Here is a 24,784-nt window from a genome sequence, read left to right as displayed (position 1 = left end):
TTAAGCAAAAAAAGCCTAGCTGTGATGCTAGGCTTTGTTGTATTCAAGTATGAGCATTCTCTTCTACTAAGTGTATGTTTAGCTCCGAAGGTAATTGGCTGCTATTGGTGTATATGCGGTCAAAGTCATTCAGTGACGCTACCTTTAGAGCGGCAAAGCGTCCCCATTTACTGGCATCCGCGACAAGCCAGCTTTCACGGCTGTTCTTTATGATTGATTTGGATAGGTCAGCCTCAACTTGCTCATGTTCCATAGCGAAATGACTGTCTGTTACTGAGCCACACCCACAGATGCCAATGTCAGCTTCAAAATCGGAAAAGAAGTGGACCACGCTACTGCCCACCATGTCTTGGTGTTCTCGTCTGAACAAACCACCGGCCAAATACACTTCAATTTGCTCGTTTGCTTCTAAGATACGGGCCACTTGTAGGTTATTGGTGATCACTCGTAACGCGGGCTTTGCCAACAAATACTGCGCAATTCGAGTGACGGTCGTACCAATGCCCATCATGACGGTTGAACCTTCAGGTATCGCGTCGGCAACCGCCATCGCAATACTGTCCTTTGTCTCTGACTCAACACCAGCACGGAATCGGTAGCTCGTGTTGGTGAGCGTTGTGGGTAAGCTAACGCCTCCGTGCACTCTTCGTGCTAGGCCTTGCTCGCACAGGTGGTTTACATCACGACGAATGGTTTGAGTGGTAACAGAAAAAAGCTCGGCTAAGTGGTCGATCTGTATATCTTGATTAGCCTTAAGCGTTGCGAGTATTTCTTTCTGACGATGGTTCAGTTCCATAGAAGCTCACTAAAATTGGTTTGGTACGTCGGTGATGATGTTATCGACACCAAGGTTGAAATATTTAGCCGCCAATTGAGGATCGTTCAGTGTCCATATTTTCAGAACCGCGCCTGAAGCTTTGATTGCTTTTGCTATTTTCTCATCAAGAATGCGGTGATCGATATGAATGCTGTAAAGATCAAGTGATTGAAGGGATTCTAGGCTGAAATCGTTCCACACTTCGCAGATAAAGCCTCTTTTAACCTCTGGCATTATTTGCTGGCAAAGGCTTAGTGCCTCCTTTTTGAAGCTTGAGATGAGTAGCTTTTCAGTAGGGAACTGCTTTTGTTCAATCAGTGCCGCGACTTTCTCAACTAAAGGTTGGATAGCCTTATCGTCGTAAATTTTGATCTCAAGGTTCAAAGTCACATCGAGCTCTAGACACTTGTCGAGCGCTTCACTCAACGTAGGAATAGTTGTCCCCGCGAACTCGCTACCAAACCAACTGCCAGCATCTAGAGCCTTGAGTGCAGTTAAATCTAAGTCTGCAATATTGCCCGTTCCGTTAGTACAACGATTGACTGTCTTGTCATGAAAAAGCATAGGGATGCCATCAGCGCTCAACTGGGTATCAATTTCAATCCATTTAGCACCAGCTTTCGCTGCTTGTTCAATACTCACTAACGTATTTTCAGGTGCTAAAGACGCGGCACCGCGGTGGCCTGTGATCATAATTCAATCTCGATGTTCATTTGAAAATTCAGGAAACAGTAGCTCTACTTTATTACAGATTTATTATCTATCCGCTATATCTACTTATTTTAAATGAGAGCTAGCTAAAAGGTGTTGTACAGAGTTTATACAATAGTGAGACCTTATACTCACAATGTTCAAGTCGGTAATATTAATGTTCATATGAATGTAATAATTCACTCACATACTCTACGAAAACTTAATAACCCCCTCTATATTTAGAAAACGATAGCCACATAAAGGTGATAAAAAATGAAAAAGCTATTAGGTACAGTAATTATGGCGGCAACGCTGCTTGTTGGTTGTGGTGAAGCTGACAAGGCTGGTTCTGAAGCTAAAGACGAGCCGATCAATATCAACATGAGCCTTGTGTTCACTCAAAATGAGCTGCTTACACAAGAGCTAATCAAAGCGACCGACAAAATTCGAGAAAGAACCGATGGCTCGGTAAACATTAAAGTTTTCCCTGGTGGCCAATTGCCTGTTTACAAAGATAACTTGGAACAAGTGGTTAACGGTGCCAACTGGATTGCCGTAGAGGATTTGACTTATCTAGGTGATTACGTGCCTGACTTTGCTGCACTTGCAGGTCCAATGCTGTACAACACCTACAATGAATACTTAGCGATGATGGACACTGATTTCGTCGCTGGCCTTAAGACTAAAGCGGAAGAGAAAGGCATCAAAGTATTGAATGCAGACTACATGTTTGGATTCCGCCACATGATCACCAATAAAGAGATCGTTAACTCTGATGACATGAAAGGCATGCGTATTCGTGTTCCACAAAGTCAGCTGTTCATTAGCACACTTTCAGCAATGGGCGCAGCTCCAGCTTCTCTTCCATTCCCTGAGACCTATGCAGGTGTTCAACAAGGCGTTGTTGACGGTCTTGAAGGTTCTATCCTGACAATGTACTCAACCAAGATCTACGAAGTGGCTAAGAACATGTCTTTGACTAAGCACTTCCTTGGCACAGTGGGTATCTACATTTCACCAACGCTTTGGGACAAATTTACGCCAGAGCAACAACAGATCATCAACGAAGAGCTAGAGGCTGGCGCTGAATCTAACACTGCTGAGCTAGTTAAATTGGATGTTGAATACACTCAGAAACTTGAAGAGCTAGGCGTTACCTTCAATGAAGTGAATTCTGAAGAGTTCAACCAGTTGACGGCAGATGTGTACAACCAGTTCCCAAGCTGGAGTGAAGGTATACACGCGACGATCATGAAAGAGCTAGAAACGATCCGAGCTGCACAGTAATCCTGCATACGTCAATTAATTAGTTAATGATTACGGCCTAACTATTCTTAGGCCGTTTTATTCCTGAAATACCCACGTTGTATTCGGTATTTCGCTGGAGAAGTCTTTTGTTTTTATTGAAAAATATTGAAGAAATCCTCGCTTCTATCGCTATATCGATCACCGTTTTGGTTGTTATCGTTAACGTCGTCCTGCGTTATGGATTTGGCTTTGTTGTCCCGTGGAGCGAAGAGTTGTCGGTTATTTGCTTCATTTGGGCTGTCTACTTAGGGATTAGCTCCTGTTACAAACACAAGCTTCACATGGGTGTGGACGTGGTGGTTGCCATGTTGCCAGAAAAAGCAAAAATCCCATTTAGGCTATGTGTTTCCGTTTTCCTACTGGCTCTGAACCTCTTAATGGCAGTTCTGAGTTATCAATATCTCATGTTATCTAACAAGGTAACGCCAGTCATGGGCGTATCATATTTTGTTATCAATGGCGTGTTGTTGCTTTGTTTCTCATTGATGGCGATCCACACCGTTCGATTTATTGCGAACGATGTCGCTTCTCTAAAGCGCTCTTCTAAGTAGGTACGATTCATGGAAAGCTATCTTCCAATCCTTATTCTGTTTGTTCTATTTCTTTTGAACATCCCCATCGCGTTTTCTCTGATTGCATCGGCGATGGTTTACTTTCTTTTTATCAATGACTCTATTCCGGTGAGCTTGATTATGCAGCGCTTTATTAGCTCTGCTGAGTCTTTTCCGTTGTTGGCTATTCCGTTCTTTATCATGGTGGGTTCGGTGATGAACTATGCGGGGATCAGTAAGAGCTTACTTGCCTTTGCTGATTCTATGATTGGTCACAAAACCGGTGGCCTTGCTCAAGTGAATGTAGCATTGAGTACTCTGATGGGCGGTATCTCTGGATCTGCCAATGCGGATGCGGCGATGCAGTCTAAGATTCTTGCTCCTGAGATGACCAAGCGTGGTTACGACTTACCATTCACGGCCGCTGTAACAGCTGCTTCATCAAGTATCAGCCCTGTGATTCCACCGGGTATCAACCTAATCATCTTTGCTTTATTAGCGAATGTGTCGGTCCATCAAATGTTTATTGCGGGTTACGTTCCGGCATTTTTGATGGCGCTGTCGCTGATGGTGACGATCGCGTTCATCGCTCGCAAACGTCGTTACAAACCGTCGCGTTCTGAGCCAGCTTCTGCCAAAGAGCGCTTTCATTATTTCCTGAAAGCGATTCCGGCACTGTTGATCCCATTTGGCATTATTTTAGGCATGCGTTTTGGCTTGTTCACGCCTACTGAAGCGGGTGCGATTGCTGTATTACTCTGCGCGATTATTGGCATCTTTGTCTATCGTCAACTGGGCTTCCGCCATATCCCGCTGATCATGCGTGAAACAGTGCAAGGCACCAGTAGTGTCATGTTCATCATTATCGGTGCCATGGTCTTTGGTTACTACATGACGCTAGAGCAGATCCCACACAATGTTGCGTCTGCGTTGATTGAACTTACCGACAACAAGCTCGTCTTGCTGTTGTTGATTAACGTACTGCTGTTAGTGGTTGGCATGTTCATCGAAGGCGGTGCTGCGATGATCATACTCACGCCATTACTATTGCCAGCTGTGCTTAACCTAGGCGTTAACCCGGTTCACTTCGGCATTATTGTGATTGTGAATATCATGATTGGTGGTGTGACTCCGCCATTTGGTTCGATGATGTTTACGGTTTGCTCGATTTTAAAAGTTCGTATTGTCGACTTCGTAAGAGAAGTGGCTCCGTTGTTGCTAGCACTACTTACGGTTCTGATGTTGCTGACTTTCTCTGAAAGCTTAGTGATGTTTTTACCGAATTTGCTTTAACACTGTTTAGTGATTGATTGTTTAGAGGTGTAGAAATGAATTCGGTATCGAATGAATTGAACCAAAATTGGAAAAAGATAGATTGGGTGTTAACCGATGTGGATGACACCTTAACGTGGCAAGGTCAATTGCCTCCTGAAACCTTGATTGCGTTAAGCAAGCTACGTGATTCAGGGAAAAAAGTAGTTGCGGTAACGGGCGCATGTGCAGGGTGGTGTGATCACATTGCTCAGTTGTGGCCTGTTGATGCGGTTCTCGGCGAGAACGGCGCGTTCATTATGGAAAAGAAAAACGGTTATCTGACATTGCGCTCTGATATCCCTTTGCCAGAAGTCAGTGCCAATCAGAGTAAGCTGAAAGAACAAGTATTGGCTATTTTGGGCGATTACCCAGAGCTCAGTTTAACGCTGGATCAGTCTTACCGCCTGTGTGAGGTGGCAATCGATATCGGTCAAAACCGTCCTAAAGTCGACGATGCCATTATCGAAGAGATAGTCTCTAAGATTCACGCGTTAGGTGCACATGCGACAGCAAGCTCTATTCACATCAATGCTTGGTATGGTGAGCACTCTAAGAAAGCGACATCGACCGCTTTTCTTAAAGAGAAGGGGTTATCTGACCAAGAGATACTTGAGCGTAGTTGCTATGTCGGTGACTCGATGAACGACCAATATATGTTTGAAGCCTTATCAAATAGCGTTGGGGTATCTAACATTCAGCACTATTGGCAACGCCTTGAACACCATCCAGTCGTTGTGATGACTCAACCTGGCGGATATGGTTTTGCCGAGTTTACGGACAAGTTACTCGCGCTAAAATAGTCAGAAAGACATGCTCAAACCCTTCATAGATAAAAGTGAAACTACCCTTAAGGTGGTATCTGTACTTTCTGTCTATGAAGGTTATTTTTAATAAGGATTCATTGTCTGTTGGTGTTTTATTTGGTTTCTTGGTTCGATTTAAATAGAAACTAAAAATAATTTATCTTCCCACAAGATCTACTTCCCATCTTTATTTATCCGCTAATGGCCTATATTTCTGATATCCATTTAATTAGACCTTATTTTCATTTTTATCAGTATTGGCATGAGAAATAGACAGCTCATTTCTGTAAATCCCGCGCGATAGTGATTTATTAACATTTTTGTGATTAACGGAATTTCATTTTTTCGAGTGTCTGTCTGGTATCTTTATTTAGGGTAGAGACTAAAATCTGCTGTTAATATCAAATTTGTCATTGAGATCAGTATCTCACTTTTATTGAATGAATATCACTTTTTTAATCAAAGTTATGTGTATTTTTTGAACCGAAATTCGGTTTTTTCAAGACTTTGTTCACGTTTTTATCAATGGAAAATAAAGAGTTATTGTGTAATTTATAATTTACATTAATTGCCTAAAAATCAAGGCTTTGTATTGTCTTTTTTGTTAATTAACGGAGGTTTTGTATGAATTTGATGTGTGAGATCAATAGAAAATAAATATATTTGGCTCAAAAATGAATCAAACTATAAATTTGGTCGTTTGAATGTTTAATTTTGAGGATATAAGATTGCGACAAACTTTTTCGATGTTGGTTCCAAATGTCTTCAAATAAAAAAATAGTTCGCTTTTTCATAGCGCTATTCGCGTTGCTTGTTCTTTCTGGCTGTCAATCTACAAAACCTGAATGGTATCTAAAGCCTAAAGTAGACAGTGACGAGTACATTTATGCAGTTTCTCAAGCGCTAACTCTGTCTCATGCTAAAAAAATTGCTGTAAACAACATCAACGAAAAGTTATGGACTCAAGTCGAGTCGTCTTTTTACATGAGAGACACCGTTCGAGAAACCAATGGTAAGGGTTTTTCAAATAGTCTAGTTGATAACAAAGTTAATACTAAGACTGAATCCTTGACCTTAAATGGTATCGAATATGTACAAATGGAAGAGAATGATCTTGGTGCGTTTGTCGAAGTAAGAGTGAAAAAGTCACTCGTGACTCAACAGTTGATTCGCGAAATAAAAGATCTAAACCGTAAATCTCAAATCGAACTTGATGCGCTTTCTCACGAAGATAAATTACTTTGGTGGTTAGACAATCGCAGTGTATATCAAACTGAACACGATGCTTCTGTGCGTATCGCAATGCTTTCATCTCTGAAGCCTAGTTATAAAGCTGACATCAGCGCAATCGAACTGCTGACTATTACACACCAAAAACTAAGCAGCCAAATTAACATCCGTCTCTCTTCAGATAGAGAGTCAAGAAAAGCAATTGAACTGCTGGGGAACCAGTTATCAGAGTTCAATATCGCGACCTCAACTTCAAAGAACAAAAACCAAACTCATGTGTTGAAAGTGGATTCTGAGCGTCGAAGAAACAAAGTCGGAGACGCGTATATTTCAACCTTGGTCTCTAATGTCAAAATTATAAATAAGAAATCTAAAACAGTGTCACGTAGTGAAATTATCTCTACAGGAAATTCTGTAACTAGCTACAAATATGCCGACGAAGGGGCTGCTCGCCACTTTGATGAGCAAATAAAAGAGAAAGGGATTTGGACTGCGCTGGGCTTAATTAAATAGCGAACCTCTAGTCCTAGAAAAATAAAATAAACATATTCGGGAGAGAATATATGTTAAAGAAAACGTTAATGGCTAGTGCGGTACTTACTATCTTGACTGGTTGTTCGAGTACGCCTGTAGAGGTTTGCACACCTGATACTCGCGTCGAAATTGAGCAAGCTGACGTAACTATCCCATCAACAGAAGACGTTAAAGTTATCGTACTTTCGCCAGATATTTCTTTTCAAGATGAAGCGCGAACAAAGCTGATTTCTTCAATGCGAAATGAGCTTGAAAGTCAGATTTCCAGCTCCGGTGCAGAATTGGTCGATCGTACTTTAGCTAATAAGCTTAAGAAAGAGCTAATGTTCGCCGAGCAAAGTGGCCGATACAACACCAAAGGAGCGTCGGTAGCAGATATTGCAATCATTACTGAAATAACGGCATCAGACCTTACTTACAAGTACAAAGAAGCTCGTAAGAAAACTAAGGATGATGGTGAAGTGAAATATTACCCAGCTGAATGTAGATTCGAGGTTGATGTTAAAGCAGTCACGAAAGTGGTTTCAGTCCCAAGTATGACATTGCTTAAACGCTTTGAAATGGAAGGTGATGAGCAAATTACAGTAGAAGAGCGCAGTTCTGATTGTCCAATCACAATTGGACAATATCAAAGCCTAGCTAGCAAAGCGGCTATGGAAGCGGTTGAACATACCTATGACTTAAAGCAAATGTTGGCAGCAAGTGCTCATGTATCCGAGCTTCGTCAGTGCCAACACGGCAGCATGGTGAAGTTAAATATGGGTAAGAATAAAAAGGTCACACCAGGGGCTGAGGTATTGTTTTCAAAAGCAATGAAGTCAATGGAAGGCGATACGGAAATATTCCCTATTGGTACCGGCCATGTTGTAAACAATGAACACAACGCAGTGACACCAAATTATTCTTGGGTGTCGATTGACGAAGAAACAGCTCTTAAAGTTCAAAAAGGCTCTTTAGGCAAAATGGTGCCAGAAGGCTGTCACTGGGCAGATATAGAATGCACGCTTAAATAGTCAGGTAATTAAAAAATGAAAAAACTACTTATTGCAACTTCACTAGTAGCAGTTCTAGCTGGCTGTCAGAGCAACAACGCGACGGTTAAGGAAGCGCAAAACTTCGCTCCATGTACTTTCCCAGATGCACCTACCGTATCTGCGCCTGGTTGGATTTGTGACGTGATACCAAGCGATATCGCTGCAGCGGCAAAAGGCTACTCCAAGAAGAGTGCAGCTGGTATGAGCGTTATGCGAAAAGTTGCAGTCAATGATGCTCGTGTAAACCTTGCAGCTGAGTTTGAAACTGACGTGAGCAACCTATTCCAAGCGGCTACTGAAGGTGTGATTTCTACATCGGCAGCAGAGGGTGTAACGCTAGTGACTGAAGATGTTCAAGAGACATTCGAGAACATCACTAAGACAGTCGTGAATAAAACGCTTACTAACAGCCGCATTATCGTAAGCCAAGCAAGCCCAACGGGTGGCCTGTACGTTCTAGTCGGTATGGACCAAGCTGCATACGATGCGAATATGAACAAAGTAATTGATGAAGTTGGTGGTGAAGATTCTGCTTTGTGGGACCAATTCAACAATGAGAAAGCGGCAGCAGACCTTGCGGCGGCGTTCGACGCATTGAAAAAATAACCGCGAACGGAACCGCGATTAGTATTAGTGAAAAAGGCCGCCAGTTGAGTGGCCTTTTGTCTCTATACACTCTGGGAGTGAACTATGTACAAAATGATCAATAAGACCGTGTTAGCTGCAGTTATTTCGGCAGCTATTAGTTCTCAGGCATTTGCTGTGTCAGAAGAACAAAAGCAGCAGCTAAACAATGCTGTTGCCAAAGCAAGCCAGTCTCAAGAAGACAAGATCAAAGAGTTTCATGCTTACGTTAATGCTTATCTGGATGAGTACGAAGCTTGGCGTGATGAATATACTAACAACCTCGATGAGCGAAGAACCGATCTAATCAAGACATGGGGTGAGGGTGAGGTTTCATCTCAAACCAAGCAGGTGGATTACTCTCAAGACGATCAGGTGAAAACTTCAGTCGATTACGAAACCAATACTGCAACAGTATCTGTATTGGTGGATGAAGATAGCAGCCCAGAAGAGATCAAAGCGCTTGTTAAAAACATTCCGGTTGAGGTTGCTGGTCAAAACGTTGAGCTAGCGGAGCTAAAAGCAGAAGACCACGCGGTGCTTTACTCTTTGGAGAAAGAGCAAGAAGAGAAAAACTTCGTTATCCAGCAGACGCAAAGCCAGATGAATGAGTTGGATGTGCAAGCCGAGCGATTGATTTTATCTGATACTGGTATTCCAGACTCTTTCATTTACCAGCGTGCTCATAACAAGAAAATGGCACTACTGGCAAAAGCTCAGGAACGTATTGCGGCGCAAACCAAGCTGTATGACGAAATGCGTGCCAAACATGGTATTGAGGTTAAACGACCAGAGCCAGAAGTTGAGATCGTAAAGCCAGCTGAAAAGGTTGAAGTATCAAAAGAGGTTGCCAAGCTAGAGCCTGTGCCAACAGAAAAGCAGCCGCCAAAAGTTGTGGAAAAAGTCGTCGAAAAAGCACCACAGCCACAAGTGGTAAAGCCTAAGCCAGCCGTTGACGTTGCGGCGGCCCCGGCTAAGCCGAAAAAAGTGATCAGTTACAAAGTTAAGCTTCCTGAGAACAGCTTAAAAGCGCGCGCGAGCAAGTACAGTGCGTTGGCTGAAAACGAGAGTAAAAACTGGGAAGTTGATGCTGCACTGATTATGGCAATCATGCACTCGGAATCGGCGTTCCGTCCGGATGCGAAATCACACGTGCCTGCGTTTGGTTTGATGCAAGTGGTACCAACCAGTGCGGGTCATGACGTTAACAAACAAGTCCGTAATATCGACGCGCCAATGAAAGTGGCGGATCTGTATCAACCAGTTATCAACGTAGAAACAGGTACGGCCTATTTAGACATCCTAAACAGTAAGTATCTTCGCAAGATAAAGAATGACGAAAGCCGTTTGTACTGTGTCATTGCCGCATATAACACTGGTGCGGGTAATGTGGCTAGAGCGTTCAATAAAGATCGCTCCACCAGTATTGGCAAAGCATCGAAGATTATCAACCAGCTGACGCCTCAACAAGTCTATGATCAGCTAGTGGTTAATCTGCCGTACGACGAAACCAAAAATTACTTGAAGAAAGTAAACAGTCGTATCGCTTTGTATAAGTAATAAATTAGTTAAGCAAAACAAACAAGTACATGTCATTGGCATGTACTTGGATTACCAGTTAATGAATTGAGAGTAGCAATGTTTAAAATTTTCGCTTTAGTATTTATCGGTATCGGCATTTATCTTGGTCTTAATTACAGCGATGAAATTGAAAGCACCATGGACACGGATGCTTTTGAGCGAGTTCAAGAGAAGGCTGAAGATGGTACAGATGCGCTAATGGATAAAATCGACGAGATCAAAGGTTAAAAATGTCTGAAGAGCAAAACAAGGATATTCAAAAAGATATACAGGAAGAGTTACAAGAACTTCAAGACACTCAAGAGTCTCTGTTGGAAGAGCAGAAGAAGGGCGGTATGGCACGCACTATCGGCTTAGTGTCGGTTATTTCCATTGCTTTGGGCGGCTTTAATGACAGCTTTGACGCGCTAGAAAAGATGTTCGATTTTGGTCTTTCTCAAATGACAGACATTCCATCGCATAGAAAGTTGGACAAAATCTATATTCGTTCATCTGCCGAAACCTTAGACCAAACATTTGGTGCGCCTGTTTATATTAAGCGCGCTACAACGGATGATGTGATTAAGTACTACCAGGACGACAACTTCATCCTTTCTGCGATTACTCGAGATAATGCGATCGTCGCTTATCTGGTCTTCCCAAATGAAGACTTTGCTCCAGAAACATTCGAGCATGCAGGTGGTTCTGAGTTTTTTGCACAGACGTTTAGTTCTATTGAAAGTGTCAATGAGATCCGTGCATCGTTTGCAAGAACAGGTAACTACTACATTGAAGAGAATAATGGTGGCGAATTTGGCTACTTGTACTCATCAATCAGTGGTGCGAGTGAGTTTATTTCGCCGATGTCACAAGAGAACAGGAAGTTGCTTTCGGAAGTGGTAGACGCTTTAACAATGGACGAGAACGTTGTAGAAAGCGTACAGTCTTTACGTTTGAATGCGAAACCTAATTTCTATGGTTACAGTACGTTAGGTGTGGGGGCTTTAGAAGAAGCTATTTTGTCTAACACCGAATATCGTTTAATTCATAAGAGTTAACCATTAACGCATCAGTTCTAGCTTATGATCAAGCTAGAACTTTATTAGCAGTGGGATTATGGCAAATTTAAAGTTCGAAAGCTTTCTAGAACGGCTTAAGGGTGATGACAGAATCATTATTCAAGCTCATGACTTTCCTGACCATGATGCGATTTCTTCCGCATACGCCTTAGCATACTTATTAAAAAGCAAAGGGTTGCGCCCATATATTACGTTTCATGGTTATATAGATCGAGTGTCACTCAGGAACTTAATAGATTGGCTAGATATTCCAATCTATCAGCCAAAAGATTTGAAACTACAACCGGATGACAAGGTTATTGTTGTTGATGGCTGTATTGGTGAGAAAAATGTCATCGATTTTCCGGGGCTTGAGGTCGGAGTGATCGACCACCATCAAGTGAAAGCACCTGATTTTGTATGGTATTCCGATATACGTTCAAACTATGGTTCAACAGCAACCATAATGGTTGAGTATTATCGTTATTTTTCTCTGCAGATGCCCCAAAATATTGCGACAGCACTATTGGTTGGTCTGAGTTTTGATACCGCAAACTTTACCCGAGGGGTAGGGACTGCAGATCTAAAAGCATTGTTGTATCTTCAAGCGAAGGCCAATAATGATATGGTTAACAAAATTTGTCGTAATCAAGTAGAGTTCCATGAATTAAAACTTTTCTATTCCATGCTCGATAGCTTACGTCGTGAAAAAAACGCAGCATTTGCTGTGCTTCCTGAAGGTTGCCCTAAAAATATGCTTGGCGTGTTAGGTGATTTCTTGCTGAGTGTTGATGAGCTCGATATTGTTGTTCTCACTGCTAGAAATAGAGAGAAGACCTTTATCTCTCTCCGTTCAGAGTGTTCAAAAAACAATGTCGCGAAGATAGTTAGAAGGGCCCTTAATGAAAAAGGGATTGGTTTTGGCGGCGGGCACCCTCATATGGCTGGCGGCATTATCAACAAACAGTTTGAATTCAGCAGTGAACTTGCTTGTGTTTATGACTTGATTCGACCGAACCTTTTACTTGATGCCTAAGTCCATCAGTGAAAATGATTGTTGCTCTACAAGAAGTAACAACTCAAAGGTGATGACGAAAGTTGTCGCCTTTGTTTTATCGACAGCAAGCTAAAACACGTATATCAGCCTTTGATGTGATGTCTTGAAGTGACTCGGTGCACAAGTTAGAAAGTGCAATTACAATCTTGATAAATTGGGATATATGTTCGTAGTAAAATTGTGAGACGCTTGATCAAGTGTTAGTCGAATCACAAGGAAGTTGAATGCACCACTTTAATATCCGTGCTCTTGAGTATTTAAATGCGTTGTCAAAATATGGGTCGTTACGTAAGGCATCTAAGATGATGAACGTTGACCCTGCCGCGATGAGTCGAATGCTGACACAGTTAGAAGCGCAAGCGGAAATGAAAGTATGGGAGCGCAACAACCGCCAATCTCTGCTGACTGAGGCGGGGAACGAACTGTTGAACTACTATCGCTCCATTGTTCGTGGAGAGGCGGCAGTGCTTGCTCGACTAACCAAGCTTAAAAACCTCAAGGGCGGTAATGTTAGCATCGCGATTGGAGAAGGATTTATTACTAACTTGGTCTCTAAACCGATGCAAACCTTCATGACTCGTTATCCTGATATCAATCTTTCTATTGAGATCGCTGGGGCATTGGATGCAGTCAATATGTTGGAAGATCAACAGATAGACTTTGCGATAACCTATGCGTCTGCACCGCACCCTAAACTGCACTCCCACGTTGAACGCAGCCATCCGCTCGAATTGATTGCTCCGAAGGGGCACTTCCTTACGATGAAAGAAGCACCAGTGGTAATGCAAGATATTCAAGACGCTTCTCTCGCCTTGATCGATAACTCGACCGGTATGGGGAGGCTAGTAAAGCAGGCTGAACAAATTTCCCATCTTACCTTGCAGCCAAAACTTCAAACTAACTCAGTCACGGCACTGACTAACTTCGTTTCAGCAGGGTTGGGCGTCACCTTTATGCCTAAGCTCACTGTGATCGATGAAATAAAGTCAGGGCAGATTGAAGTGGTTGCGACCGAGTTGGAGATGCTATCGAAGGCGACGGTTAAGGTTCAATCTTTGAAAGGCCGTGCACTTACGCTACAAGCCGAAACCTTGTTGGATTTCTTACTCGAGAACGCCACTTTCTTAAGCCATGACGCTTACAATATCTAGGCTTAGTTGATTTACTTAGCGACTCCTACCTAAGCTTTCAAATACCGCCAATATCACACTTTCAAACTGCCGAATTCGTTTTTAAGTCGAATTGAGTTTTTGTCAACGCTCTCTCTATTGTTAAGTCAACACGTGCGGAATAAGTTACAAACCATTAACGAAACGAGTTTTACACTGACAGTTGTGTTCGGCTGGTTTTGGCTTTGTCGGGCATTAGGGGAAGAGAATGGAAGTAATTGTAATTGGCAGCGGTGTGATTGGCTTGACCAGTGCTTGGTATCTGGCGAAAGAGGGCCACTCGGTGACGGTTATCGATCGTCAAGATAGCAGTGGCAAAGAAACCAGTTTTGCGAATGCCGGGCAAATTTCTTACGGTTATTCATCACCATGGGCGGCACCGGGCATCCCTTTGAAAGCGATGAAATGGCTTACCCAAGAACATGCGCCACTTAAAGTGAAGCCTTCTCTTTCTCCAGAGTTAATGTCTTGGGCGACTAAAATGCTCGCCAACTGTAATGAAGCCAAGTACGCACAGAATAAATCGCGGATGTTACGAGTCGCTAACTACAGCCGAGATTGCCTGACTCATCTAAGAATCAGTGAAGATTTGGCTTATGAGGGCCGGCAGAAAGGCACCTTGCAAGTATTCAGAAGCGAAAAACAATTGGACGCTATTCAGCAGGATATGAAGCTATTAACAGAGAGTGGAATCGAACACTCGCTGTTTGATGTTGAACAGTGTCTGTCAGTGGAGTCTGGTTTAGCAGACGTTAAAGACAAGCTGGTGGGCGGCCTGTATTTACCACACGATGAAACCGGTGATTGTCATCAGTTCTGTTTAACCTTGACCGAAAAAGCCAAGCAACTCGGCGTTCAGTTCGTGTTTAATACCGAAGTGGTTAGGCTCAATCATCAGAATCAAACCATTGAGAGTATTACAACGACTCAAGGCGAGTTCAAAGCGAATGCTTACGTGGTCGCTTCAGGAAGCTATTCTCGAGAACTGTTGAAGCAAGTCGATTTGTCGATCCCGGTTTATCCAGTGAAAGGCTATTCGCTAACACTGCCGATCGTGAATGCAGATAAGTCACCAACCTCGACTGTGATGGATGAAACTTACAAGGTAGCGATGACGCGATTTGATGATCGTATTCGCATTGCAGGGACGGCAGAACTTGCGGGGTTTAATTACCTTATCCCTGAAAAACGCAAAGCCACGATTGATATGGTGATTAAAGATCTTTTCCCACAAGCGGGTGACTTTTCTAGGGCTGAATACTGGACTGGGTTAAGACCAATGACGCCGGATGGTACGCCTATTATCGGTAAGACGCCTATCAAGAACCTATTTACAAATACTGGACATGGGACATTAGGTTGGACAATGGCATGTGGCTCAGGAAAGATCTTGGCAAGCGTGGTCAGTGGCTCTGATTGCGATATAAAAGCAGACGACTTGAGCATCCATCGTTACATGTAGTTCATCCAAATCCTTGGTCATACGAATTAGCCCATGTTTATTAAGCATGGGCTAATTTGGTTTGAGTGTCGCGGCTTATCGGGTGGTGGTTTCTAACACATGAGTGAATCGTTCCCACGATTTTTGGTCAGCTTCATTTTGGTAATTATTAGAGCCGAACACGGTAAAGGCATGCGGCGCCCCACTGTAGGTGATCATTTCATGCGGAACTTTGGTTGTTTCAAGTTCAGCGGCAAGGTTGCCAAAGTCTTGCATTGAAATCATGGCATCAGCCGTACCGTGGAACACGACAACCGGAGCCTTTGTCTGCGAGTAGTCTTGACCTTTTGGTGTTGATAAACCGCCATGGAAGGTGACATAAGCCTTCGAAGGAATGCCCGCACGAGCGGCTTCCAATACAGCGGCTCCGCCGAAACAGTATCCCATCATTACGTTGTTATCTAAGTTGCCGCCAAGTCTTTTCGCTTCCATGGCACCAGCGTTGAGCAACGTACGCATTTTTTCTCTGTCTTTATACAGTTCGCCTGTGTGTTGCTTTTTATCTTTCACTTCGGTCGGGCGAATGCCTTTACCAAATAGATCGATGGCGAACACGTTGTAACCGAGTTCGTTGAGCATCTCAGAACGTTTCTTTTCGTAATCGGTTAAGCCATCCCAATCGTGTATTAGCAGTACCAAAGGCGCTTGGTCACTGGCTTCACTCCAATAACCTTCGTAATCCATCCCATCGACTTGATAAGTGACGTTTTCTCCTGAAATCGCAGAGAAGGGCAGTAAAACTGAAAACAGGCCGAGCGTAGTGAGTTTTCGCATGCGTAATTCCTTTCGATGACAATTGACGTTCCAATCGAAAGTATAGATAACGCGATGATTCTCGCCAGATTTATGTCTCTAACTTGAAATGTATGGCAGGGATAGCAGGTGGCGATTACTGATAAACAGCCATCGAAAGGGAGTGCGATGGCTGTTCATGATGTGCTGAGAAATTCTCAGGTCCGCAGAAACGCGGGGGGTATTAGAGTAGAAAAGAACGGATTACTACCAAGTAGCGTTATCAGCGGTGTGACTACTTCGAAGTTCTGGGTACTTACGTTGATAGCGCGGCAACATCGACTCATTACCTAAGATGCCGCCTTGGTGGATATAGATGACGGTTTTTGTTGGGTTCTCTTCTTGCCATTGCTCTAGGCATTGCCACATCAATGGGTCGTAGAGCAGGTCGAATTCAATATCCGTCTGTTCTTGCAGATCCAACCAAGTTTGATAGTCCTGCTGGTAAAGCTTACCAAAGTGGTGTTTGGCTTTAAGTGGTAATATCTGCGGGTGATCGGTTTCGCCGAGTTCATTGAACTGCTGTGTTAGGTAATCACTGCCGCCAACACAAGCGCAAGTTAACACTGGGATGTTGTGCATTTTTAAATGCTTATGCAGATACAGAGCTGTGCTGCCTGTGCCTGCTGGAAGTGCTACCACGAAATCGTGTTTGTTTTCGAAACGCGTCCAGCTGAGTATTTCAATCGCCAGTTGCTTCACGCCGTATTCAGAAAGCTGAGAGCGTCCACCTTCTGGTAACACAATGCATTGTGAGTCAGGTTGTCTTACTTGCTCAATATACTCTTGTGGATGAAGCTCAGAGCCTGTTTCTTTGACTGAAATAACCTCAGCCCCAAGGTCGATAGCGCCACGGTAGTTGCCGAGTGGGCGTTCTTGTAGCCATTGAGGCAGGTGGTCGACGTAAAACTCAAGCGTCCAGCCTTTGATTTTCGCAAGTGCGGCGAGTGAGAACAAGGAGTTAGCCTGAGCGGAACCATAGCTTATTAGAGTGGTGGTGTTTGGGCTATCGTCTTCCAGTAGCTTCATGAACTTTCTGGCTTTGTTGCCGCAAAAGTGGGAGTGAAGCTGATCGTCACGCTTTAAGAAAAAGGTGTGCTCGTTGTATTGATGTTGAGTTACAGGGCTATTATTTAGTTTCATCGCACTTAGACAAAATGCTGACTCAGAGCCAGCATTTATAGTTCAAATAGGACTGACGAGTATCTAGTAGCTAGGGACCGCTGTAAACCAACTAAATCAAGTTTTCGTTCGATATTGAGCTTCGAACTATGAACTCATTTACTCTGGGGTGGATGCGGATAGATCGGTTTGAAAGGTGATCTTAGCGGTACATCCACCACAGCTGCGATTGACCAATTCAAAGCCCCATTGGAAGCGTTGACATAAGTCCTCGACAATCAATAAACCTAACCCATGCCCATTTGGATTGTATTGTTCTTGGAGGCCTTCTCCTTGGTCTTCAATCACAACACTCTCGTGGGACAGAGTGACCGTTACGGTGCCACTATTGGTCGCTGCAATGGCATTTCTCAACAAGTTTCCGACCAACATGTTCATTATCGCGCTGGTGGCTTGAATGGTGGGTTCGGATTGAACATGCATGGAAATTTCGACGTCTTTCTCATCTGCCTGTGCTGAGTTTTTTGAGACGATAGCCTCTAACTCTTGTTGGCTAAACAGTCGCAGTGGCGCATCGTCACTGTTTCTTTCGTAACGCACGAGGCCGAGTAGGGCATCGACCATCTCTGACATCTGAACAATGGCTTCATCAATGCGCTCAATCTGGCGAGATTGAAACTCGGTGGTTTCGCTTCTTAGCAGTAATTTATTTGCGCCACGAGCGACCGTTAACGGTGTTCTTAGTTCATGACTTGAGTAGCGAGCAAAGGCTTGTTCACGTTTGAGTAAGGAATTGATTTCTCTTCGGTACTGATTGAGTTGATCTGTGAGCTGACGAAACTCAACTGCGGCGTCGTCATTGACACTAAATTCTTCATTGAGGTTGAGCTTATTGGATTCAAGCTGTTCAGACAGGGAGTTGAAGGGCTCAATCAGCCGTTTAGACAACCGATAGAGCAGAGCTCCGAAGCTGAATATTAGAATAGAGAGAAGGGCTAATACAAATGTGGTGGCATAAACGAGCTCAAAGACACTAAGCTCGACACGGTCTATTTCAGAAAGCAGAACAATAGGGTGAGTTCTACCTTCATGAGTATACTCGCCTACATAGACCATGCGAGATTCTGGATCTTCACCGACCTCACCAATGAAATTTTCTTTGCCTTCAATATACTTTAAATACTTTTTCGGTAGATAGGAAAGATCGTTGTAAGCGATAGTCAGGTCATCAATACGAAGCTCTCCACTTTCACCTGACTGGAATAACCCGACTGCATAGTTGCGGTCAATTAGGATGCGTCTTTCACCCACGCGGTCTTCCGACAAGTACAGGGCTGTGATAAATACCACATAGACAAATGCCGACACAATTACGGCCATTAACCCAAAGAAAACCGCTAAGCGGCCCGTTAGGGTTTTTGTGCTTGTAAGAACATTTGAAATCAATTCGATGGCTCCAATCGGAAGCCAACTTTAGGCACCGTAATTAACATCTGAGTGTCGAAAGGCTTGTCGAGTTGATTACGTAACTGATAAATGTGACTGCGCAACACATCATTGTTGGGCTCGTTTTCTTCCCATAACTTGTAGGAAATAGCTTCACGAGTGACTACTTCAGGTGCTTTTTGGCACAACATCTCAAGGATGGTGTAAGTGGTTGGGTTGAGTGCGAGTAACTTATCTTGACGGTAAGCTTTACGCGTTTTTTGGTCGATGGTGAGTTCATCAAACTGCAATTTAGAAGAAGCCACTTTTCCTCGGTAACGACGAACAAGCGCTTTCATTCTGGCTTCCAAAATATCCAAATCAAAAGGTTTGGTTAGATAGTCATCGGCACCATGCTCAAACCCTTTTAACATATCATCGCGGCTATCTAACGCAGTCAACATCAAAATAGGTGTCGCGTTGCCTTGGTCTCGCAGTTTATTACAAACCGTGAGGCCGTCCATTCTTGGTAACATTAGATCCAATATGATGATATCAAATGAGTTTTCCAACGCGAGTTGCAGGCCGAGTTCGCCGTTGTCCGCATAATCGAGTTCCATGCCAATACACTCAAAATAATCAAACAAGACACCTGCGATTTCACGGTTATCTTCGACTAATAGAACTCGTTTCATTTTGATTCTCATACAGAAATAGACAGTAACATTATCCTGAGTGAGCGTGAAAAATATGTCAATAACATAACTTTCACTTATGAGGGGGTAGATTGGATTCAGATTAAAAAATAGAAGAACGTATTATGTCTGAACTTCATATTAGCCGACCTAAAGTCTCCACATCACGGATCAATCCCGCCGTTTCACTATCGATCATTGTGCCGTTTTACGATGAACAAGAGGTGTTAGAAGAGTTTCATTCTCGCTTAACCAAGGTACTGGATAGCTTACCGATCACGAGTGAGATTGTTTATGTCGACGATGGCAGCAAAGACAACAGCTTGGACTTGGTGAGTTCATTCACTTCAATCAATAGCTCAATTTCTGTGATTGGTTTAAGCCGTAACTTTGGTAAAGAGTCAGCCATGAGTGCTGGTCTTGAGCATTGCCGAGGACAAGCGGTGATCTTGTTAGACGCAGACCTGCAAGATCCGCCGGAGCTGATCCCACAAATGGTTGCCAAGTGGCGCGAAGGCTATGACGTTGTGAATATGCAGCGTAGCCAACGTGATGGTGAAACGTGGTTTAAGAAGTTTTCAGCAGCAAGCTTTTACAAAGTCATGAACGTGGCAGCGAAGATCGATGTTCCAGAAAATGTCGGTGATTTCCGACTGTTAAGCCGAGAGGTTGTCGACCATATCAACCAACTGCCTGAACGTAACCGTTACATGAAAGGCATCTTTTCATGGCCAGGTTTTAGACAAGCAACGATTCAGTTTAAGCGCGACGCTCGCTTCTGTGGCGAGACCAAGTGGAACTACCTGAAACTCATCGGATTGGCGATGGATGGCATCACATCATTTTCTATCCGCCCACTGCGTATTGCGACGGCCGTTGGTGGATTAGTGGCGCTTACTGCTTTCGTGTATGGCGTCTTCATCGTGTTCAAAACCATGATGTTTGGTGAGCCTATTACGGGCTACCCGTCAATGATGGTGGTTCAACTTGCCCTTGGCGGCATTCAACTTCTGAGTATTGGTTTAATGGGGGAATACATAGGTCGTATTTTCATCGAAACCAAGAACCGCCCTTTGTATCTGATCCAATCGGTGGTCGATACCCCTGCATTAAAAACGCATTTTAAATTAGAGGAGTCAGCATGAGCCTGAACCGAACGCACCTATGGTATTTGTTGGCTTTTGCATTGGTTCTAAGGCTCTTATCTCTGGCGACATACCCTTTAATGGATACTACGGAAGCGCGCTATGGAGAAATGGCTCGCTTGATGGTAGAAACCGGCAATTGGTTAACCCCTCAATTTGATTACGGCATCCCTTTCTGGGGTAAACCACCGTTGTTCACATGGATGAGTGCGGCTGGGATTGAGCTGTTTGGTTTGAGTGAGTTTGCTGTGCGTGCACCACACTGGCTAGCAGGTTTTGCGACGATTCTGTTGGTTGCATACATGGCTAAGCGTACCGGACAAAGTGCCTTGGTGGCGGCTGTGGTATTGGCGACATGTGGGATTTTCTCTATTGCGGCGGGTGCTGTGATGACCGACATGGCGTTAACGTTAGCGATGACCATTGCCATGTTAGGTTTTTACCTATGTTGGTTAGGAGGAGAGAGTTGTAAGGGAGAGGGCAATGCTGAGACTAATCGGTCTTGGGGTTATGTTGGTTTCATTGGTTTAGCACTAGGCTTGCTTGCAAAAGGGCCGGTAGCGATTGTGATCATGGGTATCGCTGTTTTCCCTTGGTTAGTATTGCAACATGGCTTCTTTGGCGCTTTCAAAGTGTTATGGCAACGCTTTCCACTGTTGTCTGGCTTAGGTGTGATGCTGGCGATTGCCTTGCCTTGGTACATCATGGCTGAAATGGCAACACCGGGTTTTATTGATTACTTTATTGTTGGCGAGCACTTTAAGCGTTTTGTTGTGAGTGGCTGGGAGGGCGATTTATACGGTTCTGCCCATGACCAAGCAAGAGGCATGATCTGGTTGTTTTGGCTTCAAGCGGCTGCACCGTGGTCGATTGTGTTGCCTATTTTGACTTTCGCCCGTCGTAAGAAAATCGCAGAAGTTAACGCTGAACATAGTGGATTGTTTTCATTCCTCGTGTGTTGGTTGGTCTCTCCTCTGATTCTTTTTACCATGGCGGGTAATATTCTTCCTGCCTATGTGTTGCCAGGCATTCCTGCCCTTGGCTTGTTGGTGGCAATGCTTGTAGTAGAAAAAGATAAGAAGTGGTTCTCGAGTGTGGCTTTAGTGCTACCTGTGTTGCTAATGATTGCAATGGTCTACCTCAACTTAGGCAAAGCGAATGAGAAAAGTGACCGTATTATCTTCGAACAGATTACGGATGAAGCGCCGAGCTTTTATGTCGGTAAACGACCGTTCTCCGGGCAGTTTTACAGTCATGGACAAGCGAAAAAGTTACTCGATGTTGAACAGTTAGATGGTATCGACAAGTTCTATCTGATTGGTAAAAGAGCGGAAGTAGAAACCAAGATTAAAGACAACGCGTTAACCTGTATTTTAGAACCGACGGTGAAGATCAAGCGCGCTCTATTTAGTTGTCATAGCCAAAATATCAAACCAAATCTATCGTTGAGCTATATTCGAAGTGATGGCGATGTTCAATTTTAACTCGTCATCGAGACTGTTTAGCCACAAGTTCGACGCGCTAAACAAAAAACTACAACCTCACCATAAGATGATTAAATTCGCTATGGTGGGGGCGGGTGGCTTTGTTGTCGATTGTGCCGTGTTTGCATTGCTGCATTACGTTATTGGGCTGCCTTTGATGAGTGCTCGAATTGGCTCTTTCATCGTTGCAGCAACGACAACCTGGTTTGGAAATCGAGTGTTGACCTTTGAATTCAAAGGGCAGGGGAATTGGTCCGAAAAGCTGATTCAATGGCAAAAGTTCATGTTCTCTGCATCAATATCGGCGATACCTAATTTGCTGTGCTTTAAGTTGATGACTGAATTGCTGCCTGCATTTACTGGGGCAGTGTTTATCGCAATGGCGGTTGGCATCTTGGTGGGCATGGTCAGTAACTATTTGCTTAGTCAGTATTGGGTGTTTGCTCGTTAGGCTATCTTGTAACAGACACAAAAAAGCGCAGCTAAATAGCTGCGCTTTGTGTTTTTACGATAGCGAAGTCAATCGGTTCGCGATATTAGCGTTGTGCTGCGCGCTGGCGGTTCTTGCCGTTACTTGCAGGTTTGCCACCTTGACCATTGCCCGCTTTGTTACGGTTTGGTTTGCCATTTCCGCCGCCATTACCTTGTGATTGCTGACCACCAGGACCTTTCTTAATGAAGCCAGTCGCTGGTTTACGAGCATTGCCATTACCGCCACCTTGGTTAGCATTACCTTGGCTACCGTTGCCGTTACCATTCGGCTTCTTGCCACCCGGTTTCTTACCAGAGTGGTTACGTGGGCTTTCGCCACCAAGACCTGGCTGAGATTTACTGTGCTTAGTCGCAAAGCGTTGTGAACCGTGACGACCAGACTTACGACGTTGTGCCGGTGTTTGTGCATCAAAGTCTTCTGCTGGTACTAGGCAGTTTGCTTTGTCACCAATTAGGTGCTGTTTACCCATGCTGATCAGTGCTTCACGGATGATTTTCCAGTTTTCAGGATCGTGGTAACGAAGCAGTGCTTTATGCAGACGACGTTGACGATCACCTTTCGGCACAGGAACATCTTCACGCTTCTTATATTTCACGCGTTTCAGAGGGTTAGTCTCTGAGTAGTACATCGACGTTGCATTACACATTGGCGATGGGTAGAAGTTCTGTACTTGGTCACACTCGTAGTTGTGCTTTTTCAGCCACATTGCTAGGTTAAGCATGTCTTCATCTTCTGTGCCCGGGTGAGCAGAGATAAAGTAAGGAATTAAGTACTGTTTCTTACCGGCTTCAGCGCTGTACTTCTCGAACATCTCTTTGAAACGATCGTAAGTGCCCATGCCCGGCTTCATCATCAGATCCAGTGGGCCTTTTTCAGTATGCTCTGGAGCAATCTTCAAGTAACCACCAACGTGGTGAGTCACAAGCTCACGAACGTATTCTGGAGATTCAATCGCTAAGTCGTAACGTACACCAGAAGCGATCATGATCTTCTTAACACCCGGTACTTTTCTCGCAGAGCGGTACAGGTCGATAGTGTGTTGATGGTCTGTGTTTAGCTTTTCACAGATTTTCGGGAACACACATGATGGACGACGACAGTTAATTTCAGCTTTTGGATCTGAACAACCTAAACGGTACATGTTCGCCGTTGGGCCGCCCAAGTCAGAAATAGTACCTGTGAAGCCCGGTACTTTATCTTTAATGTCTTCGATCTCATCCAAGATAGATTCTTTCGAACGGTTCTGAATGATGCGACCTTCGTGCTCTGTGATTGAACAGAAAGAACAACCACCAAAACAACCACGCATGATGTTAACCGAGGTTTTGATCATGTCGTATGCTGGGATTTTCGCTTTGCCGTACATCGGGTGCGGAACACGCTTGTACGCAAGGCCAAACACGTAGTCCATCTCTTCTGTGGTCAATGGAATAGGCGCTTGGTTAATCCAAAGCTCGCGATCACCGTGACGTTGAATCAGAGCACGACCTGAGTACGGGTTTGTCTCAAGGTGCAGAATACGACTAGCGTGAGCGTAAAGAATACGGTCATTGTTTAGCTTTTCGTAACCTGGGATACGAACCGCTGTAGTTTTTGCATCGTGACGAGAAGGGCGAATAGTAATAGGTTGCGCTTTTACTTCTTCTTTTTCGTCTTTCTTGGTATCACACTGAGTTTCAACTTCGTACGGGTTAACCGGAACATACGCTTTGTTCGGCTTTTCGATACGAGAAGAGTCAATGATCTTGAAGCCTTCAGGGGCCGCAGGAAGATTGATAGCAGTACCGCGGATATTGGTCAGCGTAGACATGTCTTCACCATCGGCAATGCGGTGTGCTACTTCAACCAGTGCACGCTCAGCGTTACCAAAAAGAAGAATGTCAGCTTTTGCATCAAACAATACAGAGCGGCGAACTTTATCTGACCAGTAGTCGTAGTGAGCTACACGACGTAAGCTCGCTTCAATACCACCAAGCACGATTGGCGTGCCTTTGTAAGCTTCACGACAACGTTGAGAATAAACCAGAGTTGCACGATCAGGACGCTTGCCACCTTCATTGTTCGGAGTATAAGCATCATCGTGACGTAATTTGCGATCAGAGGTGTAGCGGTTGATCATGGAGTCCATGTTACCCGCTGTGATGCCGAAGAATAGGTTAGGTTTACCTAGCTTCATGAAGGCATCTTTATTGTCCCACTTTGGTTGAGCAATAATGCCCACGCGGAAACCTTGAGCTTCAAGCAGACGGCCGATGATAGCCATACCAAAGCTCGGGTGATCGACATAAGCGTCACCAGTTACAATAATAATGTCACAGCTATCCCATCCAAGAGCATCCATCTCCTTTCTACTGGTAGGCAAAAAGGGTGCAGTT

The 24,784-nt window shown here is 44.1% G+C and carries 23 protein-coding genes; 16 read left to right on the top strand and 7 right to left on the bottom strand.

Annotation, left to right across the window (positions count from 1 at the left end; genetic code table 11):
- Window positions 1-43 precede the first annotated feature (43 nt).
- Window positions 44-796: a DeoR/GlpR family DNA-binding transcription regulator gene (locus AB4263_RS05480; RefSeq protein ID WP_052879051.1), complete on the bottom strand. Its 753-nt coding sequence runs from the start codon at window positions 794-796 to the stop codon at window positions 44-46.
- A gap of 9 nt (window positions 797-805) precedes the next feature.
- Window positions 806-1,510 (bottom strand): glycerophosphodiester phosphodiesterase family protein, encoded by a 705-nt coding sequence (locus tag AB4263_RS05475; protein WP_372097823.1) that lies wholly within the window; start codon window positions 1,508-1,510, stop codon window positions 806-808.
- A 273-nt stretch (window positions 1,511-1,783) separates the two neighbouring features.
- Here AB4263_RS05475 and AB4263_RS05470 point away from each other — a divergent pair, with 273 nt between their 5' ends.
- The 13 genes from AB4263_RS05470 to AB4263_RS05410 all read left to right on the top strand — a co-directional run bounded on the left by AB4263_RS05470 (window position 1,784) and on the right by AB4263_RS05410 (window position 15,214).
- Window positions 1,784-2,797 (top strand): C4-dicarboxylate TRAP transporter substrate-binding protein, encoded by a 1,014-nt coding sequence (locus tag AB4263_RS05470; protein ID WP_017062050.1) that lies wholly within the window; start codon window positions 1,784-1,786, stop codon window positions 2,795-2,797.
- Window positions 2,798-2,904: 107 nt separating this feature from the next.
- A complete protein-coding gene (locus AB4263_RS05465; protein WP_017062049.1) occupies window positions 2,905-3,369 on the top strand; it encodes a TRAP transporter small permease in 465 nt (154 codons plus the stop codon).
- A gap of 9 nt (window positions 3,370-3,378) precedes the next feature.
- Window positions 3,379-4,662, top strand: a complete 1,284-nt coding sequence (locus tag AB4263_RS05460; RefSeq protein ID WP_372097821.1) for a TRAP transporter large permease — start codon at window positions 3,379-3,381, stop codon at window positions 4,660-4,662.
- A 35-nt stretch (window positions 4,663-4,697) separates the two neighbouring features.
- On the top strand, window positions 4,698-5,483 hold the full coding sequence (locus AB4263_RS05455; RefSeq protein ID WP_017062047.1) for an HAD-IIB family hydrolase: 786 nt from the start codon (window positions 4,698-4,700) through the stop codon (window positions 5,481-5,483).
- A 762-nt stretch (window positions 5,484-6,245) separates the two neighbouring features.
- Window positions 6,246-7,229: an LPP20 family lipoprotein gene (locus tag AB4263_RS05450; RefSeq protein WP_017062046.1), complete on the top strand. Its 984-nt coding sequence runs from the start codon at window positions 6,246-6,248 to the stop codon at window positions 7,227-7,229.
- Window positions 7,230-7,279: 50 nt separating this feature from the next.
- Window positions 7,280-8,263 carry a hypothetical protein gene (locus tag AB4263_RS05445; RefSeq protein WP_029236521.1) on the top strand — a complete coding sequence of 328 codons (984 nt, stop codon included), beginning with the start codon at window positions 7,280-7,282 and terminating at the stop codon, window positions 8,261-8,263.
- A 15-nt stretch (window positions 8,264-8,278) separates the two neighbouring features.
- Window positions 8,279-8,890 (top strand): lipoprotein, encoded by a 612-nt coding sequence (locus AB4263_RS05440; protein ID WP_017072104.1) that lies wholly within the window; start codon window positions 8,279-8,281, stop codon window positions 8,888-8,890.
- An 84-nt stretch (window positions 8,891-8,974) separates the two neighbouring features.
- Window positions 8,975-10,468, top strand: coding sequence for a transglycosylase SLT domain-containing protein (locus AB4263_RS05435; RefSeq protein WP_372097819.1), 1,494 nt, complete (start codon window positions 8,975-8,977; stop codon window positions 10,466-10,468).
- Window positions 10,469-10,546: 78 nt separating this feature from the next.
- Window positions 10,547-10,717: a hypothetical protein gene (locus AB4263_RS05430; RefSeq protein WP_017062042.1), complete on the top strand. Its 171-nt coding sequence runs from the start codon at window positions 10,547-10,549 to the stop codon at window positions 10,715-10,717.
- A gap of 2 nt (window positions 10,718-10,719) precedes the next feature.
- On the top strand, window positions 10,720-11,526 hold the full coding sequence (locus AB4263_RS05425) for an ETEC_3214 domain-containing protein (RefSeq protein ID WP_017062041.1): 807 nt from the start codon (window positions 10,720-10,722) through the stop codon (window positions 11,524-11,526).
- Window positions 11,527-11,584: 58 nt separating this feature from the next.
- Window positions 11,585-12,562 carry a bifunctional oligoribonuclease/PAP phosphatase NrnA gene (locus AB4263_RS05420; RefSeq protein ID WP_017062040.1) on the top strand — a complete coding sequence of 326 codons (978 nt, stop codon included), beginning with the start codon at window positions 11,585-11,587 and terminating at the stop codon, window positions 12,560-12,562.
- A 245-nt stretch (window positions 12,563-12,807) separates the two neighbouring features.
- Complete coding sequence (locus tag AB4263_RS05415) at window positions 12,808-13,734, top strand: LysR family transcriptional regulator (protein ID WP_372097817.1); 927 nt, start codon at window positions 12,808-12,810, stop codon at window positions 13,732-13,734.
- 226 nt (window positions 13,735-13,960) lie between these two features.
- Window positions 13,961-15,214: a D-amino acid dehydrogenase gene (locus tag AB4263_RS05410; protein WP_372097815.1), complete on the top strand. Its 1,254-nt coding sequence runs from the start codon at window positions 13,961-13,963 to the stop codon at window positions 15,212-15,214.
- A gap of 75 nt (window positions 15,215-15,289) precedes the next feature.
- Here the strand turns inward: AB4263_RS05410 and AB4263_RS05405 are convergent, their stop codons facing one another.
- The 4 genes from AB4263_RS05405 to AB4263_RS05390 all read right to left on the bottom strand — a co-directional run bounded on the left by AB4263_RS05405 (window position 15,290) and on the right by AB4263_RS05390 (window position 19,287).
- Window positions 15,290-16,027, bottom strand: a complete 738-nt coding sequence (locus tag AB4263_RS05405; protein WP_372097813.1) for a dienelactone hydrolase family protein — start codon at window positions 16,025-16,027, stop codon at window positions 15,290-15,292.
- A 225-nt stretch (window positions 16,028-16,252) separates the two neighbouring features.
- Complete coding sequence (locus AB4263_RS05400) at window positions 16,253-17,188, bottom strand: 1-aminocyclopropane-1-carboxylate deaminase/D-cysteine desulfhydrase (RefSeq protein WP_372097812.1); 936 nt, start codon at window positions 17,186-17,188, stop codon at window positions 16,253-16,255.
- Window positions 17,189-17,326: 138 nt separating this feature from the next.
- Window positions 17,327-18,613, bottom strand: coding sequence for a sensor histidine kinase (locus AB4263_RS05395; RefSeq protein WP_372097810.1), 1,287 nt, complete (start codon window positions 18,611-18,613; stop codon window positions 17,327-17,329).
- Window positions 18,610-19,287 (bottom strand): response regulator transcription factor, encoded by a 678-nt coding sequence (locus tag AB4263_RS05390; RefSeq protein WP_372097808.1) that lies wholly within the window; start codon window positions 19,285-19,287, stop codon window positions 18,610-18,612. Before AB4263_RS05390 ends, AB4263_RS05395 begins: the two co-directional genes overlap by 4 nt.
- A gap of 125 nt (window positions 19,288-19,412) precedes the next feature.
- Here AB4263_RS05390 and AB4263_RS05385 point away from each other — a divergent pair, with 125 nt between their 5' ends.
- The 3 genes from AB4263_RS05385 to AB4263_RS05375 are packed head-to-tail and all read left to right on the top strand — an operon-like array spanning window position 19,413 to window position 22,367.
- Window positions 19,413-20,432, top strand: coding sequence for a glycosyltransferase family 2 protein (locus AB4263_RS05385; protein ID WP_102398635.1), 1,020 nt, complete (start codon window positions 19,413-19,415; stop codon window positions 20,430-20,432).
- Window positions 20,429-21,916 (top strand): ArnT family glycosyltransferase, encoded by a 1,488-nt coding sequence (locus AB4263_RS05380; protein ID WP_372097806.1) that lies wholly within the window; start codon window positions 20,429-20,431, stop codon window positions 21,914-21,916. Before AB4263_RS05385 ends, AB4263_RS05380 begins: the two co-directional genes overlap by 4 nt.
- A complete protein-coding gene (locus AB4263_RS05375; protein WP_372097804.1) occupies window positions 21,903-22,367 on the top strand; it encodes a GtrA family protein in 465 nt (154 codons plus the stop codon). Before AB4263_RS05380 ends, AB4263_RS05375 begins: the two co-directional genes overlap by 14 nt.
- A gap of 85 nt (window positions 22,368-22,452) precedes the next feature.
- On the opposite strand, the gene AB4263_RS05370 is transcribed toward AB4263_RS05375, so the two are convergent.
- Window positions 22,453-24,750, bottom strand: a complete 2,298-nt coding sequence (locus AB4263_RS05370; protein ID WP_017067347.1) for a YgiQ family radical SAM protein — start codon at window positions 24,748-24,750, stop codon at window positions 22,453-22,455.
- Window positions 24,751-24,784 lie beyond the last annotated feature (34 nt).

The sequence above is a fragment of the Vibrio sp. 10N.261.55.C5 genome (assembly GCF_041470505.1).
Taxonomy (GTDB): domain Bacteria; phylum Pseudomonadota; class Gammaproteobacteria; order Enterobacterales; family Vibrionaceae; genus Vibrio; species Vibrio crassostreae_C.
This window is presented reverse-complemented; position numbering and strand designations above follow the sequence as displayed.